The organism is Agrobacterium sp. 22094, from assembly GCF_052046015.1.
Taxonomy (GTDB): Bacteria; Pseudomonadota; Alphaproteobacteria; order Rhizobiales; family Rhizobiaceae; genus Agrobacterium; species Agrobacterium cavarae.
Map to the genome: position 1 here is coordinate 112965 of NZ_JBQEPX010000002.1, position 24690 is coordinate 137654.

Annotated in this window: 21 protein-coding genes and 1 pseudogene; 19 read left to right on the top strand and 3 right to left on the bottom strand. The window is 57.2% G+C overall.

All coding sequences use genetic code 11. From position 1 onward, the window contains the following. The first annotated feature begins 168 nt into the window (after window positions 1-168). The 7 genes from ACTJK5_RS13050 (at window position 169) to ACTJK5_RS13080 (ending at window position 7286) form a co-directional block, all read left to right on the top strand. A complete protein-coding gene (locus ACTJK5_RS13050) occupies window positions 169-1146 on the top strand; it encodes a substrate-binding domain-containing protein (RefSeq protein ID WP_113176035.1) in 978 nt (325 codons plus the stop codon). Window positions 1147-1308: 162 nt separating this feature from the next. Continuing rightward, the gene (locus ACTJK5_RS13055; RefSeq protein WP_112519755.1) at window positions 1309-2799 is read left to right on the top strand and encodes a sugar ABC transporter ATP-binding protein; all 1491 of its coding nucleotides are present in this window, start codon (window positions 1309-1311) and stop codon (window positions 2797-2799) included. Next, window positions 2792-3805 carry an ABC transporter permease gene (locus tag ACTJK5_RS13060; RefSeq protein ID WP_112519754.1) on the top strand — a complete coding sequence of 338 codons (1014 nt, stop codon included), beginning with the start codon at window positions 2792-2794 and terminating at the stop codon, window positions 3803-3805. The genes ACTJK5_RS13055 and ACTJK5_RS13060 overlap by 8 nt, the downstream gene beginning before the upstream one ends. Further along, window positions 3802-4797, top strand: coding sequence for an ABC transporter permease (locus tag ACTJK5_RS13065; RefSeq protein WP_112519753.1), 996 nt, complete (start codon window positions 3802-3804; stop codon window positions 4795-4797). Before ACTJK5_RS13060 ends, ACTJK5_RS13065 begins: the two co-directional genes overlap by 4 nt. A 1-nt stretch (window position 4798) precedes the next feature. Then, the gene (locus ACTJK5_RS13070) at window positions 4799-5656 is read left to right on the top strand and encodes a sugar phosphate isomerase/epimerase family protein (protein ID WP_112519752.1); all 858 of its coding nucleotides are present in this window, start codon (window positions 4799-4801) and stop codon (window positions 5654-5656) included. A 45-nt stretch (window positions 5657-5701) separates the two neighbouring features. Beyond that, window positions 5702-6358: a nucleoside triphosphate hydrolase gene (locus ACTJK5_RS13075; RefSeq protein ID WP_112519850.1), complete on the top strand. Its 657-nt coding sequence runs from the start codon at window positions 5702-5704 to the stop codon at window positions 6356-6358. A 61-nt stretch (window positions 6359-6419) separates the two neighbouring features. Further along, entirely contained in the window at window positions 6420-7286 is an 867-nt protein-coding gene (locus tag ACTJK5_RS13080; RefSeq protein ID WP_112519751.1) for a D-psicose 3-epimerase, read from the top strand. Between the two features lie 731 nt (window positions 7287-8017). On the opposite strand, the gene ACTJK5_RS13085 is transcribed toward ACTJK5_RS13080, so the two are convergent. Together ACTJK5_RS13085 and ACTJK5_RS13090 are read right to left on the bottom strand one after the other, a co-directional pair. Beyond that, complete coding sequence (locus tag ACTJK5_RS13085) at window positions 8018-8929, bottom strand: proline iminopeptidase-family hydrolase (RefSeq protein WP_112519750.1); 912 nt, start codon at window positions 8927-8929, stop codon at window positions 8018-8020. 193 nt (window positions 8930-9122) lie between these two features. Next, window positions 9123-9890: a LuxR family transcriptional regulator gene (locus ACTJK5_RS13090; protein ID WP_440599019.1), complete on the bottom strand. Its 768-nt coding sequence runs from the start codon at window positions 9888-9890 to the stop codon at window positions 9123-9125. Window positions 9891-10030: 140 nt separating this feature from the next. On the opposite strand from ACTJK5_RS13090, the gene ACTJK5_RS13095 reads away from it, so the two are divergent. The 7 genes from ACTJK5_RS13095 to cydB all read left to right on the top strand — a co-directional run bounded on the left by ACTJK5_RS13095 (window position 10031) and on the right by cydB (window position 18635). Continuing rightward, window positions 10031-10921, top strand: coding sequence for a proline iminopeptidase-family hydrolase (locus tag ACTJK5_RS13095; protein ID WP_112519748.1), 891 nt, complete (start codon window positions 10031-10033; stop codon window positions 10919-10921). Continuing rightward, a complete protein-coding gene (locus tag ACTJK5_RS13100; RefSeq protein WP_112519747.1) occupies window positions 10921-11862 on the top strand; it encodes an ABC transporter permease in 942 nt (313 codons plus the stop codon). Before ACTJK5_RS13095 ends, ACTJK5_RS13100 begins: the two co-directional genes overlap by 1 nt. Then, complete coding sequence (locus ACTJK5_RS13105) at window positions 11859-12680, top strand: ABC transporter permease (protein ID WP_112519746.1); 822 nt, start codon at window positions 11859-11861, stop codon at window positions 12678-12680. Before ACTJK5_RS13100 ends, ACTJK5_RS13105 begins: the two co-directional genes overlap by 4 nt. Then, window positions 12677-14350 (top strand): dipeptide ABC transporter ATP-binding protein, encoded by a 1674-nt coding sequence (locus ACTJK5_RS13110; protein WP_440612647.1) that lies wholly within the window; start codon window positions 12677-12679, stop codon window positions 14348-14350. Before ACTJK5_RS13105 ends, ACTJK5_RS13110 begins: the two co-directional genes overlap by 4 nt. A 34-nt stretch (window positions 14351-14384) precedes the next feature. Further along, the gene (locus ACTJK5_RS13115) at window positions 14385-15884 is read left to right on the top strand and encodes an ABC transporter substrate-binding protein (protein ID WP_440612648.1); all 1500 of its coding nucleotides are present in this window, start codon (window positions 14385-14387) and stop codon (window positions 15882-15884) included. A 332-nt stretch (window positions 15885-16216) separates the two neighbouring features. Next, window positions 16217-17641: a cytochrome ubiquinol oxidase subunit I gene (locus ACTJK5_RS13120; RefSeq protein ID WP_440612649.1), complete on the top strand. Its 1425-nt coding sequence runs from the start codon at window positions 16217-16219 to the stop codon at window positions 17639-17641. Continuing rightward, complete coding sequence (gene cydB / locus ACTJK5_RS13125) at window positions 17631-18635, top strand: cytochrome d ubiquinol oxidase subunit II (RefSeq protein WP_130977618.1); 1005 nt, start codon at window positions 17631-17633, stop codon at window positions 18633-18635. Before ACTJK5_RS13120 ends, cydB begins: the two co-directional genes overlap by 11 nt. Before the next feature lie 432 nt (window positions 18636-19067). Here the strand turns inward: cydB and ACTJK5_RS13130 are convergent, their stop codons facing one another. After that, window positions 19068-19445 carry a winged helix-turn-helix transcriptional regulator gene (locus tag ACTJK5_RS13130; protein WP_062424421.1) on the bottom strand — a complete coding sequence of 126 codons (378 nt, stop codon included), beginning with the start codon at window positions 19443-19445 and terminating at the stop codon, window positions 19068-19070. 97 nt (window positions 19446-19542) lie between these two features. On the opposite strand from ACTJK5_RS13130, the gene ACTJK5_RS13135 reads away from it, so the two are divergent. The 5 genes and pseudogenes from ACTJK5_RS13135 to ACTJK5_RS13155 all read left to right on the top strand — a co-directional run. Beyond that, window positions 19543-20604 (top strand): SDR family oxidoreductase, encoded by a 1062-nt coding sequence (locus ACTJK5_RS13135; protein WP_440612650.1) that lies wholly within the window; start codon window positions 19543-19545, stop codon window positions 20602-20604. A gap of 534 nt (window positions 20605-21138) precedes the next feature. Further along, a complete protein-coding gene (locus ACTJK5_RS13140) occupies window positions 21139-21459 on the top strand; it encodes a PepSY domain-containing protein (RefSeq protein WP_062441223.1) in 321 nt (106 codons plus the stop codon). A gap of 74 nt (window positions 21460-21533) precedes the next feature. Continuing rightward, window positions 21534-22136 (top strand): hypothetical protein, encoded by a 603-nt coding sequence (locus ACTJK5_RS13145; RefSeq protein WP_112519740.1) that lies wholly within the window; start codon window positions 21534-21536, stop codon window positions 22134-22136. A 170-nt stretch (window positions 22137-22306) separates the two neighbouring features. Further along, entirely contained in the window at window positions 22307-23467 is a 1161-nt protein-coding gene (locus tag ACTJK5_RS13150; RefSeq protein WP_112519739.1) for a glycosyltransferase family 4 protein, read from the top strand. 71 nt (window positions 23468-23538) lie between these two features. Beyond that, window positions 23539-24678 (top strand): annotated as a pseudogene (locus ACTJK5_RS13155) (glycosyltransferase family 1 protein); the annotation flags it as partial. Window positions 24679-24690: the final 12 nt, after the last annotated feature.

Below are 24690 nucleotides of genomic sequence, written 5' to 3' on the forward strand. Positions count from 1 at the left end.
CATGCACCATCGATTGTGCAACTTTGAAATATCGATTGTGCAAACGATGCGCGCTATGGGAGTAGCAGGAGGAAAATCTCGAATAGCCGAGATCGAAGCAATCGCACACAGAGCTCAAAAGCTGTGGCGAGACACCTGCTGTACACGTCTTTTGGAGGAGGAACATTCATGAAGAAAATCATTTCAGCCGCACTGGGTCTGTCTCTTGCCTTGCTCGCATCCACGGCTTTTGCTGAAGGACCCAAGGTGGGCGTCGTCGTCAAGATCGGCGGTATTCCGTGGTTCAATGCCATGGAGGCAGGCATCAAGGAGCAAAGCGCCAAGCTCGGCGTAAACGGCTTCATGGTCGGCCCAACCAGCGCCGACCCTGCCCTTCAGGTTCGCGCCATCGAAGACCTAATCGCACAGAAGGTCGATGTCATCGGCGTCGTTCCAAACGATGCGAAGGTGCTTGAGCCCGTGCTGAAAAAGGCACAGGAAGCCGGCATCAAGGTCATCACGCATGAATCCCCGAAGCAGCAGGGCGCAGACTGGGATTTCGAACTAGCATCCGCCAAAGGCTTCGGTGAAGCGCACGGCAAGCTTCTCGGTGAAAAGATGGGCGGCAAGGGCTCCTATGCCGTCTTCGTCGGCTCGCTCACCGTTCCGCTGCACAACGCCTGGGCTGACGCAGCAATTGCCTACATCAAGGCGAATTATCCGGACATGAAGCTCGTCGGCGACCGTTATGGCGTTGCAGAAGATTTGGACAAGAGCCGCTCCACAGCGCTCGACCTCATGTCTGCAAATCAGGATCTCAAGGGCTTCCTGGCCTTCGGTTCGCAAGGCCCTATCGGCGCTGGACGCGCTGTGGAAGAACGCCGCAAGGATGGCAAAGTCTTTGTCATCGGTCCCTTTTCTCCCGGACAGGGCGCCAAGCTCATCAAGAGCGGCGCTCTGACCGGCGGCTTCATGTGGAACCCCAAGCAGGCCGGCGAAGTCTTCGTCACCCTGGCAGATCGTCTCTCCAAGGGTGAAACACCCAAGGCTGGCGACGATATCCCAGGTCTTGGGAAGATCAACCCCGAGGGTAACACGATCGTTGTCGATCAGCTGCTGAAGATCGACAAGGAAAGCATCGACAAGTTGGTCGGCATGGGTCTCTAAGCCGCTTCAGGCACAGCAATTGCACCCGTGACGCTGACGCATCACGGGTGGTCAATCGGATTATCGTCGCGTAGTCCAACCGTTTACGCGACGGTATCATCAACAAAAACAAGAAAATGAATAACGCCCTGCTCCGGCCGGGCGAAGGGAGATAATTGCGCCATGAGCGACAAACCGCTCTTGTCCTTGAAGAATATCAGCGTAACCTTCGGCGGCGTTAGAGCGCTCAAGAGCGTTGCTTTCGAGGTCAATCCTGGCGAGGTGCATTGTCTGGCCGGCGAAAACGGCTGCGGCAAGAGCACGCTCATCAAAGTCATCACCGGCGTCTACAAACCGGAAGCGGGCGCGGAACTGCTGTTCGACGGCAGGGCAGTCCCAGCCATGACGCCGGCGCTTGCTCAGTCTCTTGGCATTCAGGTGATCTGGCAGGATCTGGCGCTTTTCGATGAAATGACGGTCGCTGAGAATATTGGCTTCCAGCACGCCATGAAGGGCAAATTCGGGCTGGTCGATAAGACCGCAATCCGACATGCCGCCGAACAGGCCTTGGCCCGGCTCGGGGTCGAGATCGATCTGGATCGTCCACTCAAGGAACTTCCCATTGCGCAGCGCCAGATCGTCGCCATCGCGCGCGCGCTGGTCGGTGAGGCGCGTCTGGTTTTCATGGACGAGCCGACAGCCTCACTGACGCAATCTGAAACCGATTATCTGATCGACATCGTGCGCAATCTGTCAGCGTCGGGCGTGGCCGTCGTTTTCGTTTCCCATCGACTGGCCGAAGTGCTCGAAATATCGAACCGGATCACGGTGCTGCGCGACGGCTCGCTTGTCGGCGTCTATCCGGTCGAGGGCATGACGCAGTCGCGCGTCACAGAACTCATGACTGGCCGCCTCTTCGATAGCGCCGTCATCGCTACCGACCATGACGATCAGCCTGTTGTACTCTCCGTTCGCGGACTGACGCGGCATGGCGAATTCGAAGATGTTTCCTTCGAACTGCGCCGGGGGGAAACGCTCGGCATTACTGGTCTGCTTGGCGCCGGCCGCACAGAACTCGCTTTGACGCTGTTTGGAATGCATCGTCCGCATGCCGGTGAAATTCGGCTCGAAGGCAAACCGGTGAAGTTCGGCTCGAACCGCGACGCCATTCGGGCAGGTATTGCCTATCTCTCCGAAGACCGTCTGTCACTCGGGCTCAACCAGCCGCAATCGATTGCCGACAATCTCATCATGGCTTCGCTCGGTAAATTGCTTGTCGGCGGGCTGATTTCGCCGTCGAAAAAAGCCACGGTCGTCAAGAACTGGATCGGCTCGCTCGGCGTCAAGATCGGCCAGCCGGAAGACCCGATCCGCACGCTGTCCGGCGGTAACCAGCAACGTGTCGCCATTGCCAAATGGCTGGCGATCGGCCCGAAAATCCTCATACTCGATGCACCGACCGTTGGCGTCGATGTCGGCGCACGCGCCGGTATTTTCGAGATTGTTCGCAAGCTTGCGGCTCAAGGCCTCTCCATCATCCTGATCTCCGATGAAGCACCGGAGGTCTATTTCAATTCAGACCGGATCGTTCACATGGTCGAAGGACGCTTCCACGCAACCTACGATCCACGTGCCATGTCTATGACCGAACTGGAGACTGCCATCTATGCGTAGGCTGATCCTGGGAAATACTACCGAATTCGCGCTGGTCGTCGTGACGATCCTGCTCTGCGCAGGCTTGTCGCTCGGGACCGATCGCTTTTTGACCGTTTCGAACGCTTTCGACGTGCTGAATGTTTCCGCCGTCAACATCATCTTCGCCGTCGGCCTGCTGGTCGTTTTGATTTCAGGTGGCATCGACATCTCCTTTGCCGTCGCGGCGTCCGTCGTCCAATATGTGACTGTGCTTGCTCTTTCCGCGCTCGGCGGTGGCAACTGGGCAGAGGGCCTCATCATCGCCGGTGGTGTCGGTATCGGCCTTGGCCTCATCAATGCGTTTCTCGTCTGGCGGCTGAAGATCATCTCCATCGTTGCGACGATCTCCACCTTCAACATCTTCTTCGGTCTCTTGATGTTCTTCACCAAGGGGGTCTCGATCTACGATCTGCCGGAGTGGCTCTCTACCCGTGTCGTCTTCTACGAACACGAAATGAGCGACGGGTCCTGGATTGAATTGACGCTGCCGGTCGTCGTCATGATCCTCTGCTGCATCGCCACCTGGTTCATGATCTCGCGCACCACCTTCGGCCGTCAGCTCTATGCATTCGGAGACAATCCGGAAGGCGCTCGACGCTTCGGCATCAACATCGGCGCGATGCATTATCTTTCTTTTGGTTGGCTCGGCCTCATGGCTGGAATTGCCGGGCTGATGCAGGCGCATTATGCGCAGGAGGTTGTTCCAAACGCGCTCTATGGCCGCGAGCTCGATGTTCTCGCCGCAACCGTTCTCGGCGGTGCCCGGCTTGGCGGCGGCAAGGGGTCGGTCATCGGCTGCGTGCTTGGCGTTCTACTTGTTTCAATCACTCAGAACGGTCTCAACCTGATGGGCGTCTCGCCCTTCGCCTTCAAGATGGTCGTCGGCGCCATCATTCTCATCGCCATAACGCTCTCTTCGACCCGCTTTGATAGACTTCTGCCGTCCACCATGAAGAGTTCAAAACAGGGAAGCGCGCGCCGATGACATCCTTGACGCAAAAGTTCAACGCGATATTCGGCGCGGACATGGCGGGACCCCTCGTTGCCTTCGTCGCTGTCATGGTTGTCTTCGGAACGCTGGCGGATAACTTTCTGTCGGCTGGGACCTTCGGTTCCGTGGCTTTCCAGCTGCCCGAACTCGGGCTTCTAACGCTCGCCATGCTGCTTCCGCTTTTGACCGGCGGGATCAACCTGTCGATCACATTCGCTGCCAACCTTTCGGGCCTTGCCGCAGCATGGGTATTGCAGGCCCACGGCGGGGTAAACGCACCGCCGAGCGCCTTTCTTCTGGCTTGCCTTGCGGCGCTCCTTACCGGCGCAGCAGCTGGCGCGCTCACAGGTGCGGCCATTGCCTACACGCGGGCGCATCCCATCCTCATCACCCTCTCGATGATGATCTTCCTGCGCGGGCTTGGTGAATTCCTCACGCGCGGCGGCGATATTTCCGGCTTTCCTGATTACGTGTCCACAATCGGTCACGGTTCGGCTCTCGGCCTGCCCATCCCGCTCATCATTTTCATCGCTTGCGTCGGGCTATGGCATGTGTTGCTGACCAGAGCAAAGCTCGGCTTCGGGCTCTTGATGATCGGTTCCAATATCGAATCTGCCCGCTACTCAGGCCTTAATACCCGGCGTATCCTGATCCTTGTCTACACACTGTCGGGTGTGATGTGCGCGATTGCAGGCCTTATCATGCTGGCCCGTTTCAACTCCGTGCGTGTCGGACATGGCGAGTCCTACCTTCTGATCACGGTACTCGCCGCATTTCTGGGTGGTATCAATCCATTCGGCGGCTTCGGTCGTGTCCTGCCGGTCTTCGTCGCGCTGATCGTTCTCCAGCTTCTGTCCTCCGGTCTAAACCTCATGGGCGCGAACCAGCATCTTGCCACGGCGCTATGGGGCGTGTTGATGATCGTCGTCATGGCGGCAAGGACGTGGGCGTCAAGGTTCGCCACATCGCGCAGAAGGAAAGCATAAGATGCAAGGATTTGGTGTTCACGCAATGATGTGGACGAGCGTATGGGACCACGCAAGCGCCGAACGCGCCATTGCGGGAGCCGCTAGCTACAATCAGGACTATATCGAAATACCGTTTTTCGACATTTCCTCGGTCGATGCAGCCCATAGCCGCGCGCTTCTCGAAAAGCATGAGCTGCGGGCAACATGTTCGCTGGTTTTGCCGGAACATGCCTGGGCCTCGGTTCGCCCTGACGCGGCGATCGATTACCTGACGGCTGCTCTCGACAAGGCTGCGGAGATCGGTGCCGAAGCACTCACCGGCGTCACTTTCGGTGGAACGACCGAACGTACGGGCTTTGCACCGACGCAAGGCGAATATGACAATCTGACCCGTGCCTTGGGTGCCGTCGCAAAACACGCAAAATCGCTCGGCCTGCAGTTTGGTATCGAAGCGGTCAATCGCTACGAAAACCATCTCCTCAACACCGCGCAACAAGTGGTTGATCTCGTCGAGCGCATCGGCATGGACAACGTCTTCGTCCATCTCGACACGTTCCACATGAACCTTGAGGAAAAGGGTTTGGCGAGCGGAATTGTCGCTGCGCGTGATCACCTGAAATACATGCACATGTCGGAAAGCGACCGCGGCACTCCCGGTTTTGGCAACATCGCCTGGGACGAACTTTTCGGTGCGCTTGCGGCCATTGATTTCGACGGACTTCTGGTTCTGGAAAGCTTCGGCGGATTGCCTGATTTCATGGCAGGCCCAACCTCGACCTGGCGAGCGGTCGCCCCCGGTGCAGAGGATGTACTGGACAAGGGAATTCCGTTCCTGCGCGACAAGGCCGTTCAATACGGCGTCTTTGCCAGCCGCTAACGGTCCGAGAAAGCCCTCTTAAAAATCATTATGCGAGCCAAAGCCTTGACTATCATTGAAGACAACGCCCGTGAAATCGCCAGCCTCGCCATGAAGCGTTTCTCCGACAATCAGCGGCAGAGGCTCATGATCGCGATTGCCGGTGCGCCCGGATCGGGCAAATCCACCATCGCCGAACGTGTCGTGAACCTTATTATCAGCGAAAGCGGTATCGCTGCAGCGCTATTTCCCATGGACGGCTATCACTACGACGACGCAGTTCTGGAGGCTATGGGTAGACGCGCCTTCAAGGGTGCGATCGATACCTTCGACGTTCACGGCCTGCGGCACATGCTGGAGCGTCTAAAGGCCAACGAAGACGACGTTATCGCCATTCCTGTCTTTGATCGGTCCATCGAGATCGCGCGCGCCGGCGGCCGGCTCATTCCGCAATCGGTGGAAATCATCGTCTGCGAGGGCAACTATCTGCTGGCAAAGCAGTCTCCGTGGGACAGGCTGAAATCAATCTTTGATTTCACGGTCTTCGTCGATGTCGAGGAGGATGACCTGCGTGAGCGGCTACGGGCGCGTTGGCGCGGTTTCGGTCTCGATGAGGCCGAAATGGATCGCAAGGTCGAGGAAAACGATCTGCCAAACGGAATCTTCATCATGAAAACCGCCGCCGAGCCCGATCTCAGGCTGAAGAATCCAGGGAGAGAGTGAAGCCCCGAACACCACTTTTGCAATCAAGACAGACATCAAACGACAACAGCGAGAGCCTGCTATGAAACACGGAATCTATTACTCCTACTGGGAACATGAGTGGAGCGCCAAGTTCGGCCCCTATGTAGAGAAGGTCGCCAAGCTCGGCTTCGACGTGATCGAAGTTGCCGCTCATCATATCAATGACTATAGCGATGCCGAACTTGCGACCATCAAGCAAAGCGCCCGCGACAACGGCATCATTCTGACGGCTGGTATCGGTCCATCCAAGTCGAAGAACCTGTCCTCGCCCGATAAAGCTGTACGGGAGGCAGGCAAGGCGTTCTTCGAGAAGACGCTGAGTAATGTCGCCAAGCTCGATATTCACACGATCGGTGGCGCGCTGCATTCCTATTGGCCGATCGACTACTCGCAGCCTGTGGACAAGGAAGGCGACCGTGCACGTGGCGTGGAAGGTATTCACGACATTGCGGATTTCGCCAATGACCTCGGCATCAATCTGTGTATCGAAGTCCTGAACCGCTTCGAGAACCACGTTCTCAACACGGCTGCCGAAGGCGTTGCATTCGTGAAGGATGTTGGCAAGTCCAACGTCAAAGTCATGCTCGACACGTTCCACATGAACATCGAGGAAGACAGCTTTGGCGATGCCATCCGCACTGCGGGCCCTCTTCTCGGTCATTTTCACACCGGTGAGAGCAACCGCCGTGTCCCGGGCAAGGGCAGAATGCCATGGCATGAGATTGGCGCAGCGCTACGGGAGATCAACTATGCCGGCGCAGTCGTCATGGAGCCCTTCGTCAAAACCGGCGGCACGATCGGCTCCGACATCAAGGTCTGGCGCGATCTCACCGAAGGGGCCAGTCCTGCAAAAATGGACGAGGATGCAAGGAATTCCCTCGCCTTCTCACGCTTCGTGTTGGGTTAAACTCGCATACACAAAGCCAGCTTTGCCAAGAATTCTCGACGCATCTAGGCGTGGCTCTTCTGTATGCCTAGACGGCGCACGACGCCAAGCCAGTATATGTTCATGGCTTAGTGATCGCGATGAAGCCGACCAGATGTTTTCGGCTTCATCGACTGCTGTCAATTAAATCGCGGGTCTGAATCTGCCAAATGCACAGGATGCTGTCATTTCCCGATTTTGGGGCCCTTTAGGGGAGATATCACAATCACGTCAAATCCTAACGCGATGTCTTTAATATCTACTCACACAAACCAGAGATGCCCACCGCGGCTCCGGGGCTTTGCACTCCTTCTACTTCTCAAATAGCCGACAGTTGGAAACTATACAGCTGGACCGCGCTTATCCTTTCAAAAGCCACTGCGTTTCAACGCGATGCGACGGGTCCAACGGTGGCATCACCAAGAAGGCCGTGGCGCGATGTCTTCGATGGCTCGAAGCCAACGGGTTCATGACGCGCTCTGTTGTGAGCACGGCACCGTTGCGGTCGTTTACAAAAAACCTTAGACGCGCGTTTGCTACCACCGCATCTAAGGCCAATCCTAAACGGGGCAACGAGCATTCCGTTAGGTCTCAGCCCGAAACGAAGCTTTTGGGGCGAGAGCAGAGTTGTCCCGATTGTTTTCGCGTAGAATCATTGAGCAGAAGCTCTTGAGTGAAGGAGAAAGGATTTTGATCAAGTTATAAAATTTTACTCAGGGGACCGCATCGTAATCTGAAAGAAAGTCCGAGACCGTCTTTAGGCAAAGCTCCTTTTCCTCAACATGCGGCATGTGGCTGGACTCCTCGAAGAGCACCCAGCGGATGTCTGCAACGCGCTCGCGATAGGGACGCACGACTTCCGGTGTGGCTTCATCATAGGCACCGGAAATCAAAAGTGTCGGGGCCTTGATCCGCTCAAGCCGGTCCTCGATCGTCCAGTCTTTCATTGTGCCGATGACGTGAAACTCGGTCGGGCCGTTCATGTTGCGGTAGACGGTGTTGTCCTCATCCATGGCAGCGAACGTACGCGCAACGTCTTCGGGCCAGGGTGTCACCCGGCAGACATGGCGGTCATAGAAAACGCGAGAGGCGGCAACGTAGTCTGGATGCGTCAGCGTGCCGGCCTCCTCATGGGCAAGCAGAATTTCCTGTACGTCGACCGGAAGATCGCGGCGCAGACGATTGGCTTCCGCGACCCAGGTATGCATGTTGGCTGGCGAGTTGGCGATGACCAGCGCCTTTAATCCCTGCGGCTGGCGCACCGCATGTTCCGCGCCAAGCATGCCGCCCCAGGACTGACCGAGGAAAGCGTATCGATCCGCGATGCCAAGGTGGGCCAGTAGCGCATCCAGCTCTTCGAGAAAGAGAGACACTGTCCAGAAATCAGCACCCTTTTCCGGCAGACGGGTCGATTTGCCATTGCCGAGCTGGTCGTAGTGGATCACAGCGCGCCCGTCGAGCGCCGCAACGTCTTTGAAACTATCGACGTAGTCGTGCGTGCAGCCGGGACCGCCATGCGCGACGACCAACGGTAACCTGCCTGCTTTCAGGTCCCCGGTAACACGATACCAAGTCCGATAGTCGCGGAATGAAAGATAGCCTTCACGAGTTTGAACGGATGTCAGTTTGGCGCTCCCTTGGATACGATGATCATGGAGCAGTACGATAGGCGAATGACGGCCGGGGCGGCAGCTATCACAACTGATAGGGTTGGGGTGACCTACAGCATCGGCCCAAAAATCAGAATCGATTCTCGAATTAGCACGATGCTTCGATTCAAAAAGTTAGAGCGCTGCATCCAAACGGACGCACAGCGCTCTAGGCGCGCGGTTGGTCGAACATGCGAAGATGCGCCGCGCGAGCGACCGCCTGCGTGCGGTTCCGCGCGCCGAGCTTGCGAGTTGCGGCGTTGAGATGCATGACCACAGTCGGCACGGCCCTGTCGATCAGGCGGGATATCTCCTTGGCCGAATACCCTTCCGCCGAATAGCGCAGGCATTCGCGCTCGCGCGCGGTCAGGCGCGGCAGGCTGGACAAAGTCCGTTCCCTGCCGATGCGTAGCGCCGCGGTGCGCTGAAAGAGATGTGCCACCAGATTGAAATCGCCCATACAAAGCTGTACGTCGCGCTCCAGCCGCACCGGGTCGCCTGCACGAATGCCGGTAACGGTGGCGTAATCGCCGCCCGGCAGATGGATCGGCACAGTCACTCCCGCCGTCAGTCCTCGTTCCCAGAGAAATTCAGCGACGGGCACGGTTTCTTCGTTCATGAAAGCGTGAATAAGCGTCTTCGCCTTTGGGTCATAGTTCCAAAAGAATGGCCCTGTCGTGCTAAGCGCCACATGCTGCACGGGGTCGTGACGGAAGTAGCCGCGTTGGCACCAATAATCACGCATCGTCTCGTCGACGTTGCGCAGTTCCAGCACAGTCGGGATTATCAGTTGGCCGCTAAGATCATAGCGACCGGGCGTATAATCGTAGATAAGCGTATCGAAGCCATAGTTCTGCATGGCTAGGAAAAGTTGATCGATCTGATCGTCTAGGCTCGTTGCCGCAGCAAACCGCCCTTCGACATCTTTAACGTCCATGCCGACCTCTCGTGGCTCCACGCCCAATTTTAAACCTGCCATTTGGACATCTTCACCCTATCACTTCTGATAGCTAGTGTAGAGCCCGAATTGCTCTAGAAATAATCCTGCATAAATGTTGTGCAGACGCGAGAAAAATCATGTGGCGCAAAATCGAACCGGACGAGAGACACGAGCTGACGATCCAGGGTTATCGAGTCGTAGCCTATGTTTTCGGCGACGGTCCGGAAACCGTGCTTTGCTTGAACGGTGGACCGGGTCTACCTTGCGACTATCTGCGTGAGGCGCATTCCTGTCTGATCGACAGGGGCTTCCGCGTGGTCGCCTTCGACCAGCTCGGCACTGGCGCATCCGAGCGTCCAGAAGACAATGGCCTCTGGACCATTGAACGCTATGTCGAGGAGACGGAAGCAGTGCGCCAGACGCTGGGGCTCGGGCGGGTCCACCTGCTCGGCCATTCGTGGGGCGGATGGCTTGCCATCGACTACACGCTGACCTTTCCGGACGCCGTGAAAAGCTTGATCCTGGCCGATACCGTTGCCGACATGCCGCATCTTGCCAGCGAATTGGAACGTTTGCGTGCCGCGCTCGGATCTGAGACCGTTGCGATGATGCAGGCGCATGAGGCAGCAGGGTCCTATGATCACCCGGAATATCTCGCGGCCATCACCCTTTTGAACTATCGCCATGTATGCCGCCTGTCCGAATGGCCAGCCCCTGTCAACCAGTCGCTGCAAGACTGGAATATGGAACCCTATATGGCCATGCAGGGGCCGAACGAATTCCTCTATATCGGCAATATGAAGGACTGGAACCGCATTCCGGACCTACCGAAGATCAAAGCGCCGGTGCTGATCGTCGTCGGCGAGCACGATGAGCTCACGCCGGCATGCGCGCTGCGTATGAAGAACGCCCTGCCCGACGGCGCTCGGATCAATGTCGTGCGCAATGCCAGCCATATGCCCTTCTACGAAAATCCGGAGGGTTACTACCCGCCGCTGCTCTCCTTCCTGGAGGATGTAAAAGGCTGATGCTACACCGCTATCGCTTCATTCTAGCAAGACCCTTGCAGTTCCTGCCGGTGATCGTCGGTGTTTCCATCATCACCTTCGTCCTGGTCCGGTTGATCCCTGGCGATCCGGCACGCGTTTTGCTCGGCACCAAGGCGACGCCGGAAGCCATAGCCAATATCCGCTCGCAATTTGGCCTCGATCAACCGATCTGGCAGCAATATTTCTACTTCATCAAAAACCTGATGCATGGAGAGATGGGCCGCTCGATCACCTTCAAGATCGATGTGCTGCAACTCATCGCCAATCGCATCGAGCCGACGCTGGCGCTTGTGTTCTCTTCGGTACTTCTGTCTGTCCTGATTGCCGTTCCGCTGGCAGCTGTCGCTGCGCGTAACGAAGGCCAGCTTGTCGACCACACGGTGCGCGTCGTATCCACTTTCGGGATCGGCCTTCCATCCTTCTGGTTGGCGCTGATGCTGATTTTGCTGTTTTCGGTGAGCATTCCGCTCCTGCCCGTTTCAGGCTACGGCAATACACTGTCAGACAAGCTCACACATCTTGTGCTGCCATCGCTGACTATCGCTTTATCGTTGTCCACAGTGCTGATGCGCTCGTTGCGCGCATCGATGATTGACTGGCTAAAATCTGATGTCGCAACCGCCGCCCGAGCCCGGGGCATGCCGGAGCATGTCGTTTTTTGGCGCCATGTCGTGCCGAATGCCGTGGTTCCGACGATCAATCTTCTGGCCGTCAATATCGGCTGGCTGATCGGCGGAACGGTCGTCGTCGAAAGCGTCTTCGCTTTGCCAGGCATGGGCCAGTTACTGGTGCGGGCTATATTCTCGCGCGATTACATGGTTGTCCAGGGCGTGGCGATGGTGTTCGCCTGTGCCACCGTCCTCGTCAACTTCCTGGCTGACATCGTCACCGTCGCTGCAGACCCGCGGGTGAAGCTATGAGCGGGGGCACGCTCACGGCCCGCAACGACACGCTCTACGCCGGGCTCGCCATCCTGGGCCTGTTCGTGCTGATGGCACTCCTTGCACCGCTTGTCGCGCCCTACGATCCGATCTTTCAAGATGCTGAGGCACGCCTCATGGCGCCCGGCCTTGCTCACCCCTTCGGCACTGACAATTTCGGCCGCGATATCCTTTCGCGCGTCATCCATTCGGCACGTGTCGATCTCCAGATGGCGTTGATCGGGGTCGCCTTCCCTTTTGTCATCGGCACGGTCATCGGCGCCGTTTCCGGTTTCTTTGGCGGATTGGTCGATGCAGTCCTGATGCGGCTGATCGACGTGATCCTCGCCTTTCCTTTCCTGGTTCTTATGCTGTCCATCATCGCCATTCTCGGACCGGGCCTCGGCAGCTTCTATATCGCTATGGCGCTGGTCGGCTGGGTGTCATATGCGCGCCTCATCCGCGCGCAGATCCTTGTGCTCAAAAATAGCGATTACGCTATGGCTGCGGAGAGCCTTGGATTCTCGCGCCCACGCGTCCTTTTCCGCCACCTCCTACCTAATGCGATTGCGGGATCGATTGTTTTTTCCATGTCCGATGTGGTGCTGGTTCTGCTGTCTGGCGCAGCGATCAGCTATCTCGGCCTTGGCGTTCAGCCACCTACGGCCGAATGGGGGGTGATGGTTGCGGAAGGCCAGAGCTTCGTGACGCAGGCCTGGTGGATAACGCTCTTCCCTGGGCTTTCCATCGTAGTACTGGCTTTCGGCTTCTCCCTCATCGGCGATGGGCTGGCCAGGCAACTGGGAGTGAACGGATGACCACACACGTGCTCACCCACCCCCCTCTCCTCTCCGTTTGTGACCTTTCGGTTGCGGTCGAGACGACCGAGGGAACACGCTCCCTTCTCGACCGGGTTTCCATCGATATCGCGCGTGGAGAGGTTCTAGGGCTCGTCGGGGAAAGTGGTTCGGGCAAGAGCCTGCTCTGCCGCACGCTCGTAGGTTTGATGCCATCGCGCACTATTCACCGCACCGGCGGCTCGATCCTGTTCGACGGACAGGAGCTCTCCGGCACAGACGAGAATACGCTGCAAGCAGTCCGTGGCGCCCGGATCGGTATGATTTTCCAAAACCCGGCAAGCCATCTCGATCCGGTCATGCGCATCGGCGACCAGATCCTTGAAGGCATAGTCTATCATCAACATCTTTCGCGTGAGGCGGCGAAATCGCTGGCACTCGACATCATGAGCCAGGTTGGCTTTACCGATCCCCCCCGCCAGTTTGGCAGCTATGCGCACGAGTTCTCCGGCGGGATGCGGCAAAGGGCGATGATTGCGATTGCGATTGCCTGCAACCCGGATATCCTGATCGCCGATGAGCCGACGACGGCACTTGACGTTACAATCCAGGCGCAAATCCTTCATCTTCTGCTGGACCTGCGCGATAAGCGCGGGCTCTCCATCATTCTTGTCACGCACGATCTCGGTGTCGTCGCCCAGACGTGCGACCGTATCGCCGTGATGCGAAACGGTCGTATTGTCGAGACCGGCGAGAAGCGGCAGATCCTGAAGACACCGCAAGCCGAATACACCAAGATGCTGATATCCAGCCATCCGTCCATGCTGGCTGAAGCGGCCACGGCTACGGATGACGCCGCACGACATGCAGACATTCGACCGCTGATCGAAATCGACGATCTTTCCGTGTGTTTTCCTGCCAGTAGCGGGCTGTTTTCGAAGCGCAAGCACTTCAGTGCCGTGGACGGCATATCGCTCCAGATCTGGCCGGGGGATACGGTCGGCATCGTCGGAGAAAGCGGATCAGGCAAGTCGACGCTGGCTCGGGCTATGCTCGGACTGACGCCTGCCTCGTCCGGCCATGTCAGCTTCGCCGGCGCAAGCCTCCGCCTCCATCGTACAGAGGCATTACGCGCGCTTAGAACCCAGGCTGCGATGGTCTTCCAGGACCCTTACAATTCCCTCAATCCACGCATGACGATCGGTGAGACGCTTTCCGAAGTCTTGAAAGTCCAGAAGAAGATAGCCCCCGCCCAGGTACAGCAGCGGATAAATGAACTTCTCGATCTCGTGGAACTAGACCGCAGCTTCGCGCAACGCAAGCCGCGCACGATGAGTGGTGGGCAGTGCCAGCGCGCCGGCATCGCTCGCGCACTCGCCATTGATCCGCGCGTCATCGTCGCCGACGAATGTATCGCCGCTCTCGACGTCACGATACAGGCCCAGATCGTCGCCCTTTTCCGCAAGCTGGTTGCGACGATGGATCTGACACTGGTGTTTATCGCCCATGATCTGCCGGTCGTCCGCTCGCTCTGCCAGAGGGTCGTCGTCATGCACCGAGGCCGTATCGTAGAGGAAGGTTTGTCTGAAGATGTCTTCGCCAGACCATCCGAAGCCTATACGGCCGGTCTCATAGAGGCCATTCCCGATATCGACCCGGACAAGCCGCTGTCGAGACACTCCAAAATATAATAACCACCAGAGGATCGTTCACATGCAGTTTAAGATGACAAAAGCCAAAATCGCCGCCTTCGCCGCCATCCTCTCCTTGTCGGCCTCCTACGCAGAGGCCGCGGGTGTCCTGACCATCGGTCGCAATGAGGACTCCACCACTTTCGACCCGATCAAGTCGGCACAGAACGTCGATAACTGGGTCTTTTCCAACGTCTTTGACGTGCTCGTGCGTGTCGATGCCTCGGGGACCAAACTGCTGCCCGGCCTTGCCGAAAGCTGGACTGTTTCCGACGATGGTCTGACCTACACGTTTAAACTGCGTGACGCGAAATTCTCCGATGGCAGCCCTGTTACGGCCGACGACGCTGCTTTCTCGCTGACACGCATCCGTGACGACAAGGGCTCGCTTTGGGCTGACAGTTTTAAGATCATTGATACCGCCACGGCTGCAGACAACAAGACACTGGTCGTCAAGCTGAAAAGCAAGTCGGTACCCTTTATCACCATGATGGCGCTGCCGAATGCTTCCGTCCTGCCGAAGAAGATCGTAGAAGCCAATCCAGACGCCTTTGCCGAAAAGCCAGTCGGCTCCGGCGCCTTCGCGGTTGAAGACTGGAAGCGAGGCGATCGCATCATCTTGAAGAAAAACCCGGATTATTGGGATGCCGGCCATGTCAGCCTCGACGGCGTCGAATGGATCGTTATTCCCGACGACAATACGCGCATGCTGAACGTCCAAACCGGTCAGATAGACGTGGCGATCACCGTTCCCTTCTCCCGCGTTGCCGAGATGAAGAAAAATCCGGACCTGACAGTGCGCATGGATCCCTCGACGCGTGAAGATCATCTGCTGATCAACCACGAGCACGGCGCACTTGCCAAGAAGGAAGTGCGCGAAGCGCTTGATCTTGCAATCGACAAGAAGGCGATTGTTGAAGCCGCCACGTTCGGCCTCGGCGAAGTCGCCAACTCTTATATCCCGAAGGGTGCGCTTTATCACTATGCCGACAATCTCCAGCGCCCATACGATCCGGAAAAGGCCAAGCAGATGCTGAAAGCGGCAGGTGCCGAAGACTTGACGCTGAACTACATTGTCAACGCCGGTAAGGAGACCGACGAGCAGATAGCGGTCCTCCTTCAGCAGCAACTCGCCAAAGCGGGTGTGACGGCCAATCTGCAGAAGGTCGACTCCAGCCAGAGCTGGGATATGTTGATCGCCGGCGATTACGACATTTCAGTCATGTACTGGACAAATGACATTCTCGACCCTGACCAGAAGACGACCTTCGTACTCGGCCACGACACGAACATGAACTACATGACGCGCTACAAGAACGACAAAGTGAAGGATCTGGTCGCCGCCGCGCGTCTCGAAACGGACCCTGCCAAGCGCGAGGCCATGTATGTCGAGCTACAGAAGACGGCCAAGGCAGACGTGAACTGGATCGACCTCTATTACAGCCCCTATATCAACGTGATGCGCAAGAACGTTTCCAACTTCTACCAGAACCCACTCGGCCGCTTCTTCCTCGAAGACACCGTGAAGAACTGAGCAGATCAAAGGCTTGTCCGCGGAGACTTACTTCTCCGCGGACGACAAATTATGTCCACAAAATTAGGACATCAGTATCGCCTCCCAAAAAGGGCCCTTAATATTCCGATCGATGTCCTGCGAGCCCTGAGCGTGGCTTTCCAAGATCAACGTCGCAAGCAAGCAGATGGTGGCGACAATAGGCGTGACATTGCGTCACGCGACGCCATGCGTCCTTGGAAGCTCTTGAGATGAGCTTACTATGCACTCCATCGACTCTATGAAGTAGCCTTGCCTGCCCGGAACATCGGGCTACATTGCTAAGTTCGAGGGTCCTCAGTGATGGAGTCACCATGACCTTCCTCGGCCTCGAAGCAGAAATGCTGGCGCGAATACAGTTCGCGTTCACCGTCTCATTCCATTTTCTCTTTCCCGCGTTCTCGATCGGGACAGCGAGCTACCTCGCCGTTCTAAACGCACTATGGCTGTGGAAGCGGGACGAGGCCTACCTGAAGCTCTTCGAATACTGGAAGACTATCTTCGCAGTGACCTTCGCGATGGGCGTCGTGTCTGGGATCGTCATGAGCTATCAATTCGGCACGAACTGGTCCGCGTTTTCAGACAAAGCCGGACCAGTTATCGGACCGCTGATGGGTTACGAGGTCCTGACGGCGTTTTTCCTTGAGGCGGGCTTCCTCGGTATCGCGCTGTTTGGCCGCAAGCGTGTTGGCGACACCGCGCATATGGTGGCGGTCGCCATGGTAGCTGTAGGCACGCTGATTTCCGCAACGTGGATCACGTCGGCCAATAGTTGGATGCACACGCCAGCTGGCTTCAGCGTCGACGCGAACGGCGTTTTCGTGCCTGAAGATTGGTGGAGGATCATCTTCAACCCTTCCTTCCCCTACAGAATGACCCATACCGTGCTGGCAGCCTTCCTGACCACGGCCTTTGCCGTGGGCGCGGTCGGCGCCTGGCACTTGCTGAAGGATCGGACGAACCGCCAGGCCCGCATCATGTTCTCGATGGCGATGTGGATGGCGGCGATCGTCACGCCCGCTCAGATTTTCGTCGGCGACCTGCATGGCCTGAACACGCTCGAAAATCAGCCAGCGAAGATCGCAGCTATGGAGGGACACTACGAGACTCATAAGGAAGGCGCCCCTCTTGTCCTCTTTGGCATACCGGACGACGAAGCAGAGACCACTCGCTACGCGATCGAGATTCCCAAGCTCGGCTCGCTGATCCTGACGCACTCGTTGGACGGCGAGATCAAGGGTCTGAAGGAATGGCCGCGCGACCAACGTCCGCCGGCGCTCATGCCGTTCATGACCTTCCGGATCATGGTCGGCCTCGGTTTCTTCATGCTCGGTGTCGGGCTCTGGTCGCTATGGGCCCGCTGGAAAGGAACGCTGTATGACACGCCATCGCTTCATCGTGTCGCGGTGGCCATGGGCGGCTCCGGTTTCGTGGCCGTCCTTGCCGGCTGGTACACTACTGAGGTCGGTCGTCAGCCTTGGACGGTCTATGGGCATCTGCGAACTGCCGAGAGCCTGTCGCCGGTTTCCGCTCCCGCAGTCGGGACCTCGCTGCTTATCTTCATCGCGGTGTATTTTGTCGTCTTCGGCGTGGGCGTCTACTACCTGTTGAAGCTCATGCGACGTCCGCCAACCCCGCTCGACACGGATCAGGAACTTGACGCCGGCCCGATCCGGACCGCAGGCATCGTGCCCGGCGCAACGCAGGATCATTCGCTTGGAGGCCACCATGGACATTGATCTTTCCTTCGTCTGGGCGGGGATCATCGCCTTCGCCGTCCTCGCCTATGTTGTACTGGACGGTTTCGACCTCGGGATCGGCATCGTCTTCCCGTTCTTCCGAAAGCGTCGCGACCGCGACGTCATGACGAATTCGATAGCTCCCGTCTGGGACGGCAACGAAACATGGCTCGTTCTCGGGGGCGGCGGCCTCATGGCCGTGTTCCCGCTCGCCTACGCAATCATCATGCCAGCGCTCTATATGCCGATCATACTGATGCTGGTCAGCCTTATCTTCCGAGGAGTCGCATTCGAGTTTCGGTGGCGAACCCACCATGAATCCCATCTCTGGGATTTTGGTTTCTGGATCGGGTCTTCGGTAGCAGCTCTCATGCAAGGCATTTCTCTCGGCGCACTTGTGCAGGGCGTTGCGGTCGCCGGTAGGCAATACGCAGGCGGCTGGTGGGACTGGCTCACGCCCTTCTCAATCCTGACCGGCGTCGCCGTTCTCACAGGCTACGCGCTGCTCGGCGTTACATGGCTCAATCTCAAGACTTCGGGCGATATACAGGCGCGGTCGGCAAAGCTCGCGCGTCCCCTAAGCCTCGCGCTTCTGGCGCTGATTGCCATCGTGTCGCTCTGGACACCGTTCATCAACCGGATTTACTTCGAACGCTGGTTCGCCTGGCCCACCGCCTTTTTCTCGGCCTTGGTACCGTTGCTGCTAGCGGCTTGTGCTTTTGCGCTCTGGAGCGGGCTGACCCAAGGCAAGCACCTGCAGCCGTTCTTGTCGGCACTCGGCGTGTTCGTGTTAAGCTTTGTCGGACTTGGGATCAGCTTCTATCCGTACATGATACCCGGTGTCCTGACGATCAAGGAAGCGGCCGCACCAGAGAGTTCGATGAAGTTCCTGCTCGTCGGCGCCGTGATACTGGTCCCCATGATCCTTGCCTATACCGCTTACGCCTACTGGGTCTTCCGCGGCAAGATCGATCCAGAAGAAGGATATCACTGATGGCCGAGGCCCTTCGCAAGACGGCCTGGTTTATCGCCCTATGGCTGGCCGGCGTCGGTACGGTCGCGGTGATCGGGCTCGTCATCCGCCTGTTTTTGAAATAGCTCAGATGCCCTCTCAGTGAAGCATGCGGAAACAGGGGCGGTGAGCCACGAGCGAGCTCTAAGGCAACCAGCCGTTTCTCAGAAACGCCGAAGCACTCCGGCGCTCGGCCTCTGCAATGACAGGTGCATTGCAGCGGCGGCCTTGTTTAAAAGCCCCCAGGACTGAGCGCGATCAGGGATGGAATGACGTCGCTTGAGCGATCTTCTTGTAAGAAACGTGATCTAGCGCTTTCACGTTTTAGCCTTACACGCTCTGCAGCATCGGCGCTAAGATCTGAATCGCGCTTCGAAAATCGCGATGGGTACACTAAATTGACCGCATCGCACTTTAGCGCCTTGAGGTGGTGCGAGGTTCGAGTGCATCCAGTGCATCAGCATTGTCCCTCCCCCAGCCATAGAGCATCTCTACGGGCTCGACGAAACGATTGCCTAAATCGGTCAATCGATATTCGACGGCCGGTGGTCTTGTTGAATGCACATGGCGCGAGACCAGACCTGAACGCTCCATCTCCTTCAAAGTCTGCGTGAGCATTTTCTTTGAGATGCCCGGCAGGCTGCGTTCCAGCACGCCGGTCCTGGCCGTACCTTGGTGAAGCTTGTGCAGCGTGTGCAGAATCATGCTCGTCCATTTCGTCGAGAAAAGTTCCAGCACCCGGCGGGGCGCGCAGTCCTCGCGCCACTCTTCCTCATCGCTGCCCGGCCTCATGTAGTCACCTCTTGGTATCTATGTCCCCAACTGGTGCCGTCTGGATGTCGAGCGACTGGATGCCCAACTCTACCGAGATCGCAAGTGGAGTATCATCATGGTTAGAACAGCATTGGTCGTTGGTGCAAGCGGGATCGTCGGCGGCGCGACCTCAGAGCTTTTGCTGAAAGAAGGCTGGAAAGTCTATGGTCTGGCAAGACGTCCAAAGGATCACGCACAGATCATTCCCGTCGCTGCCGACCTGCAGGATGCGCGCCAAACAGCACAGGCGCTGAGCGATGTGAAGCCTGATGCCGTCTTCATCAGCACATGGGCGCGTCAGGAGACCGAGGCAGAAAATATCCGCGTGAACTCGTCCATGGTCCGGAATCTGCTGCGTGGTCTGAGCCCGAGCAATCCCAACATGCACGTGGCGTTGGTCACCGGTCTGAAGCACTATCTCGGTCCCTTTGAGGCCTATGGCAATGGCACCTTGCCGCAAACCCCATTTCGTGAAGAACAGGGCCGGCTTGATGTCGAGAACTTCTATTACGCGCAGGAAGATGAGCTTTTTGCTGCCGCCAACCGTGATGGGTTTACCTGGAGCGTGCACCGTCCGCATACAGTCATAGGGCAGGCCGTCGGCAATGCCATGAACATGGGAACAACCATTGCCGTCTATGCTACCATCTGCCGAGAGACGGGACGTCCCTTCCGCTTTCCTGGGTCTTCTGCCCAATGGAACGGTCTGAGCGACATGACAGACGCCAACCTCTTGGCGAAGCATTTGCTGTGGACGGTAGAGACACCGCAGGCCCACAACGAGGCGTTCAATGTGGTCAATGGAGACATATTCCGCTGGAAGTGGATGTGGGGGCGGATCGCCAACTGGTTTGATATTGAGCCTGCCGAATTCGATGGCACCATGAGTCCTCTTCTAGAGCAGATGAGTGAGGATGCTGCGATCTGGAGCGACATCGCGAAACGCGACAGCCTGGCGGAGTCCGACATCGAGCGCCTCGCATCTCCATGGCACACCGATGCGGATCTGGGTCGTCCCATCGAGGTGGTCACCGACATGGGCAAAAGCCGACGTCTGGGCTTCAGAGAATATCAACCCACAGACGATGCGTTTTTCGCCCTTTTCGAGAGCTTGCGTAAAAACCGCCTTATTCCATGAAGGAGAGGATTGCTGCTAGAGCGCCGGGCGTCCTATTGGACGCCCAAGGTACGCTTACCCTTTTTGAATCGACGCATCGTGCTTTCCGAAAATCGAGTCCGATTTTCGGGCCGATGCTGTCGCTCGATCGCGAGATTCTACCGCTTTAAAAGTCACGACAGATTCTTCGAGTGAAAAAGTAAGGCCGCGGTGAAAAGCCAATGGATGAACGATAGATCGTGCCGAGGTTTAGCGGAATTGATGAAACTCCGGCAGTTGGAGCTGAAATCTCCTACCTCTGGTGCTGCCGTCAGTTGTGGGACAGTGCCTGCTTCAACATAGATAATTTCCACCCAGCAGGGGTGACGGGAATAAACCCGTGACGCCGGGTGTGACGGATCGATCCATTTTCGCTGTCCTTCGTGAACACGAGCCTATCAAGACAAACGCGGTTTAGCCCGTGCTTAAATTTCTCAACGACAGGAACGAATGTTGGGGGTTCCAGTTAGGTCTTAGGGGAAACACGAAACGCAACCCCCACGAGAGGAAACCATCATGAAAAAGATCATCCTAGCAGTGGCGCTGCTGAGCGCCACAGCGATGTCTGTTGCTGCCCAGACGTCGGCTCCAGCAACCAGCACAGATGGTAACACGCCTGCAGTCGCGACTCCTGAAACCAAGAATCCGACTGCTCCTGTCGAGGGTGCCAACAGCTTCACCGAAGCTCAGGCAAAAAGCCGCATAGAAGAAGCCGGCTATTCCGACGTCAAGGACCTCAAGAAGGATGACAAGGGAATCTGGATGGCCGCTGGAATGAAGGACGGCAAGTCCGTCATGATCTCCATGGATTACCAGGGCAACATTGTCGCCAAGTAAAGCGGCGTGCATCCGGCGGTGATCTCAAGGCCAGACCTTGGATCACAACTATTTACGCAATCGAGGACAACCCGATGAAAACTGTAACTGGACTATTCGACGACAATGCGGATGCGCATTCGGCAGTGACTCAACTAGAAGCAGCAGGCGTGCCATCGAATGACATCAGCATCGTCTCGAACAACGCTCATCACCACGATGGCAGCGAATCCAAGGCCGCAGAAGGCGCTGGAACGGGCGCTGGCATAGGTGCAGTTGTGGGAGGTGCAGGTGGTCTGCTGACCGGCCTCGGCCTCATGGCCATCCCGGGTGTCGGCCCTGTCGTAGCCGCCGGTTGGCTCGCAGCAACCGCTGCTGGCGTCGCCGCTGGTGCCGTGGCGGGTGGTGCGGCAGGTGGCATCGTAGGTGCCATGACGGACTCAGGTGTCTCTGAAGAAGACGCTCACGTTTATGCGGAAGGCGTACGCCGTGGCGGCACTATCGTGACCGCAAAGGTGGACGACGGCATGGTTCCGGAGGCGGAAGCTATTCTCAAGCGATCGAACTTGGTCGACCCGGCCTCGCGCCGTGACGCCTATAAGAAAGAGGGTTGGAACCGCTTCGACGACACGCTTGATCCCTATAACGCCGACCAGATCAAGACCGAGCGCGATCGTTACAACCGCCCGGCTCTCTGAACCGACATCGGTAGGGGCCTTCCCGTTGCCCCTTGGTTTGCGGGTACGCGCCGCACGCCGGAAATGATATGGGCCGCTTTCGGGCGGCCTTTTTCCTTAGGGGTGGAACTCACCACTCCTAAGATGGGCGCCGTCCAAAACCACTCGTGCGAAATTGGAATACGTTCGCGATGAGAGAAACTCAAACACTCAGACGCCTCGTTGTGATCAGCGACTTCCAGGACGGGGATGCCTTTTCGGGCGTCGTGCCGTCTATTGAAGAGTTCCAAATGCAATGGCAGAGCGGCGAACGCGGCAAACCCGCATCGCAATGCACAGAGTTGGCTGATGTTCGCGTCGAAGGCGGTTATATTGAACGCCTGCCCCTTGCCTGCGTAAAAGCGGGTCTTGTCGATGTCGTGGAAATCTGGACACATTGGCGCGGTGAGAGCCCTCCCGCGCCGGACATGCGCCAAGCGCCCCTTATCATCCGCCGTGCATTTCAGATGAACGGACCGGATGTGCCGTTTCACTCCAATGATATGGTGGCCCATCTTGCCACATTCGGCCCGCCGGAGATCCTTTGCATATGGGGTCTTGGCGTCTCACAGGATATATTGAACGCCTGCGGGCCAAGCTATAAAATATATAATTCCATTGATGCCCCTGCTCTACGCATTCCGCCAGAGGTGAGTCAGTGCTTCGATCTGATTTTGACAGGGGCTGAATGGCAATCACAAGAGGTGAGGCAGCGCCATCCGCAGATGGCAACCGCGGTTTTGCCGATCGGGCCTGAATTCGCATCAGAAACGCAGTTCCACCCCATTGTTGGACCGAAACCCTACGACATCGTCTACGTCGCTGCTGCCCAAGCCTATAAACGTCACGACATCCTGTTCGACGCTTTGGAAAAGCTGCCGCGATCGATCCGCAGTCTGTGCGTTTTCGGCTATGGGGAACTGGGCGATGACTTGCGCCAACGTGCGCTTGACCTCGGTATTGACGTTGACTTCATCGGCCCGCCAGGTGTTCCCTTCGCAGAGGTCAACCAACTGATGAACCTCGCCAAGATCGGCGTCGTCTGTGGCATTGATGACGGTGCCCCCGCGATCCTCACTGAATATATGCTGGCCGGTCTTCCTGTTCTCGCCAACAGTCGGCTGCGCTGCGGATTGCAATACATCACTCCCAAGACGGGATGGGCCGCACCGGCAGAAAGCTTTCACGAAGCGATTTTGTTGATGCTGGAAAAACTCGATGATTTTTCTCCTCGGCAAGCCGTGATCGACAATTGGACGTGGCCGCACTCCGTTGAAAAACTGCGCAAAATCATGCGCAGGTCAAAGAGTTAGAAAGTTTCCCCTCGTCCGGAACAAAGCTAATTGCGTCCGGTTCGGTTACGTCCTCAAACCCGGATGCCTCAATGAACCTTTCTAGTTCGATCTCCTCGCAGTCACTTGCAATCAACGAGCGGGAAGCACCGCTCATCTGTTTTTCGCATTTGCGGTGGGATTTCGTCCTACAGCGTCCCCAGCATTTGATGGCCCGCTTTGCGAAGCAGAGAGCTGTCTTTTTCTTCGAAGAATATATACCTACAGACCACCATCTCGCCTACTTTGAAATCCATCCATTCGATGGCACTACCGTCAAATCGATACGCCCGCGTGTTCCTCATTGGTGGAATGCAGCCGAGCGTAACCTGGCCTTAAGTCGACTTCTGGATGAGTTTCTAGCAATGTCAGGCGCACGACGGCCAATTCTCTGGTTCTACACGCCCGCGATGTACGAGTTTGCGCGTCATATCGATGCGGCCGCGGTCATTTATGATTGCATGGACGAGCTTGCGAACTTCAGGTTCGCACCGGACCGCATGAAGGACATGGAAGCTGCATTGATGGCGCGGGCCGATGTTGTCTTCACCGGCGGCTACAGCCTTTATGAGGCGAAATGCAAGCAGCATAGCAACATCCACCCGTTCCCGTCCGGTGTCGATGTCGATCATTTTCACCAAGCCCGGCAAAGGGTTGTTGAACCGGCCGATCAGCAAGCCATCTCCGGCCCAAAGCTTGGTTATTACGGCGTCATCGATGAGCGTCTGGACCTCGAACTCATTGCATCGCTGGCTGCGGCAAGGCCGGATTATTCCTTCATTTTCATCGGACCGATCGCCAAGATTGCGCCGGAGGATTTGCCGAGGGCACAGAATATCCACTATCTCGGACAGAAACATTACGGCGAATTGCCAGCCTACGTCTCAGGCTGGGACGCTGCCCTCATGCCTTTCGCATTGAACGGTTCCACCCAATTCATCAGCCCTACGAAGACACCAGAATATCTGGCCGCCGGTCGTCCTGTGATCAGCACGGCGATCAAGGATGTCATCCGTCATTATGGAGAGGTGGAAGGGGTTTTTATCGCCAGCGATCCGCAGCATTTTGCGCAAGCCTGCGACGATGCTCTGTTGCTGGCAAGAAGCGGCAACGCATGGTGGAAACCTGTCGATCAGATGCTGGAAGGTTCGTCCTGGGACAAGACATTCCTGGCGATGGAGGGGCTCGTGGACGGCGTCATTTCC

Coding starts and splice junctions, on each gene's coding strand:
- ACTJK5_RS13065 (WP_112519753.1), top strand. CDS start 3,802: ATGACATCCTTGACGCAAAAGTTCAACGCGATATTCGGCGCGGACATG.
- ACTJK5_RS13135 (WP_440612650.1), top strand. CDS start 19,543: ATGGTTAGAACAGCATTGGTCGTTGGTGCAAGCGGGATCGTCGGCGGC.
- ACTJK5_RS13105 (WP_112519746.1), top strand. CDS start 11,859: ATGAGCGGGGGCACGCTCACGGCCCGCAACGACACGCTCTACGCCGGG.
- ACTJK5_RS13110 (WP_440612647.1), top strand. CDS start 12,677: ATGACCACACACGTGCTCACCCACCCCCCTCTCCTCTCCGTTTGTGAC.
- ACTJK5_RS13100 (WP_112519747.1), top strand. CDS start 10,921: ATGCTACACCGCTATCGCTTCATTCTAGCAAGACCCTTGCAGTTCCTG.
- ACTJK5_RS13055 (WP_112519755.1), top strand. CDS start 1,309: ATGAGCGACAAACCGCTCTTGTCCTTGAAGAATATCAGCGTAACCTTC.
- cydB (WP_130977618.1), top strand. CDS start 17,631: ATGGACATTGATCTTTCCTTCGTCTGGGCGGGGATCATCGCCTTCGCC.
- ACTJK5_RS13095 (WP_112519748.1), top strand. CDS start 10,031: ATGTGGCGCAAAATCGAACCGGACGAGAGACACGAGCTGACGATCCAG.
- ACTJK5_RS13145 (WP_112519740.1), top strand. CDS start 21,534: ATGAAAACTGTAACTGGACTATTCGACGACAATGCGGATGCGCATTCG.
- ACTJK5_RS13060 (WP_112519754.1), top strand. CDS start 2,792: ATGCGTAGGCTGATCCTGGGAAATACTACCGAATTCGCGCTGGTCGTC.
- ACTJK5_RS13130 (WP_062424421.1), bottom strand. CDS start 19,445: ATGAGGCCGGGCAGCGATGAGGAAGAGTGGCGCGAGGACTGCGCGCCC.
- ACTJK5_RS13080 (WP_112519751.1), top strand. CDS start 6,420: ATGAAACACGGAATCTATTACTCCTACTGGGAACATGAGTGGAGCGCC.
- ACTJK5_RS13150 (WP_112519739.1), top strand. CDS start 22,307: ATGAGAGAAACTCAAACACTCAGACGCCTCGTTGTGATCAGCGACTTC.
- ACTJK5_RS13070 (WP_112519752.1), top strand. CDS start 4,799: ATGCAAGGATTTGGTGTTCACGCAATGATGTGGACGAGCGTATGGGAC.
- ACTJK5_RS13050 (WP_113176035.1), top strand. CDS start 169: ATGAAGAAAATCATTTCAGCCGCACTGGGTCTGTCTCTTGCCTTGCTC.
- ACTJK5_RS13120 (WP_440612649.1), top strand. CDS start 16,217: ATGACCTTCCTCGGCCTCGAAGCAGAAATGCTGGCGCGAATACAGTTC.
- ACTJK5_RS13140 (WP_062441223.1), top strand. CDS start 21,139: ATGAAAAAGATCATCCTAGCAGTGGCGCTGCTGAGCGCCACAGCGATG.
- ACTJK5_RS13115 (WP_440612648.1), top strand. CDS start 14,385: ATGACAAAAGCCAAAATCGCCGCCTTCGCCGCCATCCTCTCCTTGTCG.
- ACTJK5_RS13090 (WP_440599019.1), bottom strand. CDS start 9,890: ATGGACGTTAAAGATGTCGAAGGGCGGTTTGCTGCGGCAACGAGCCTA.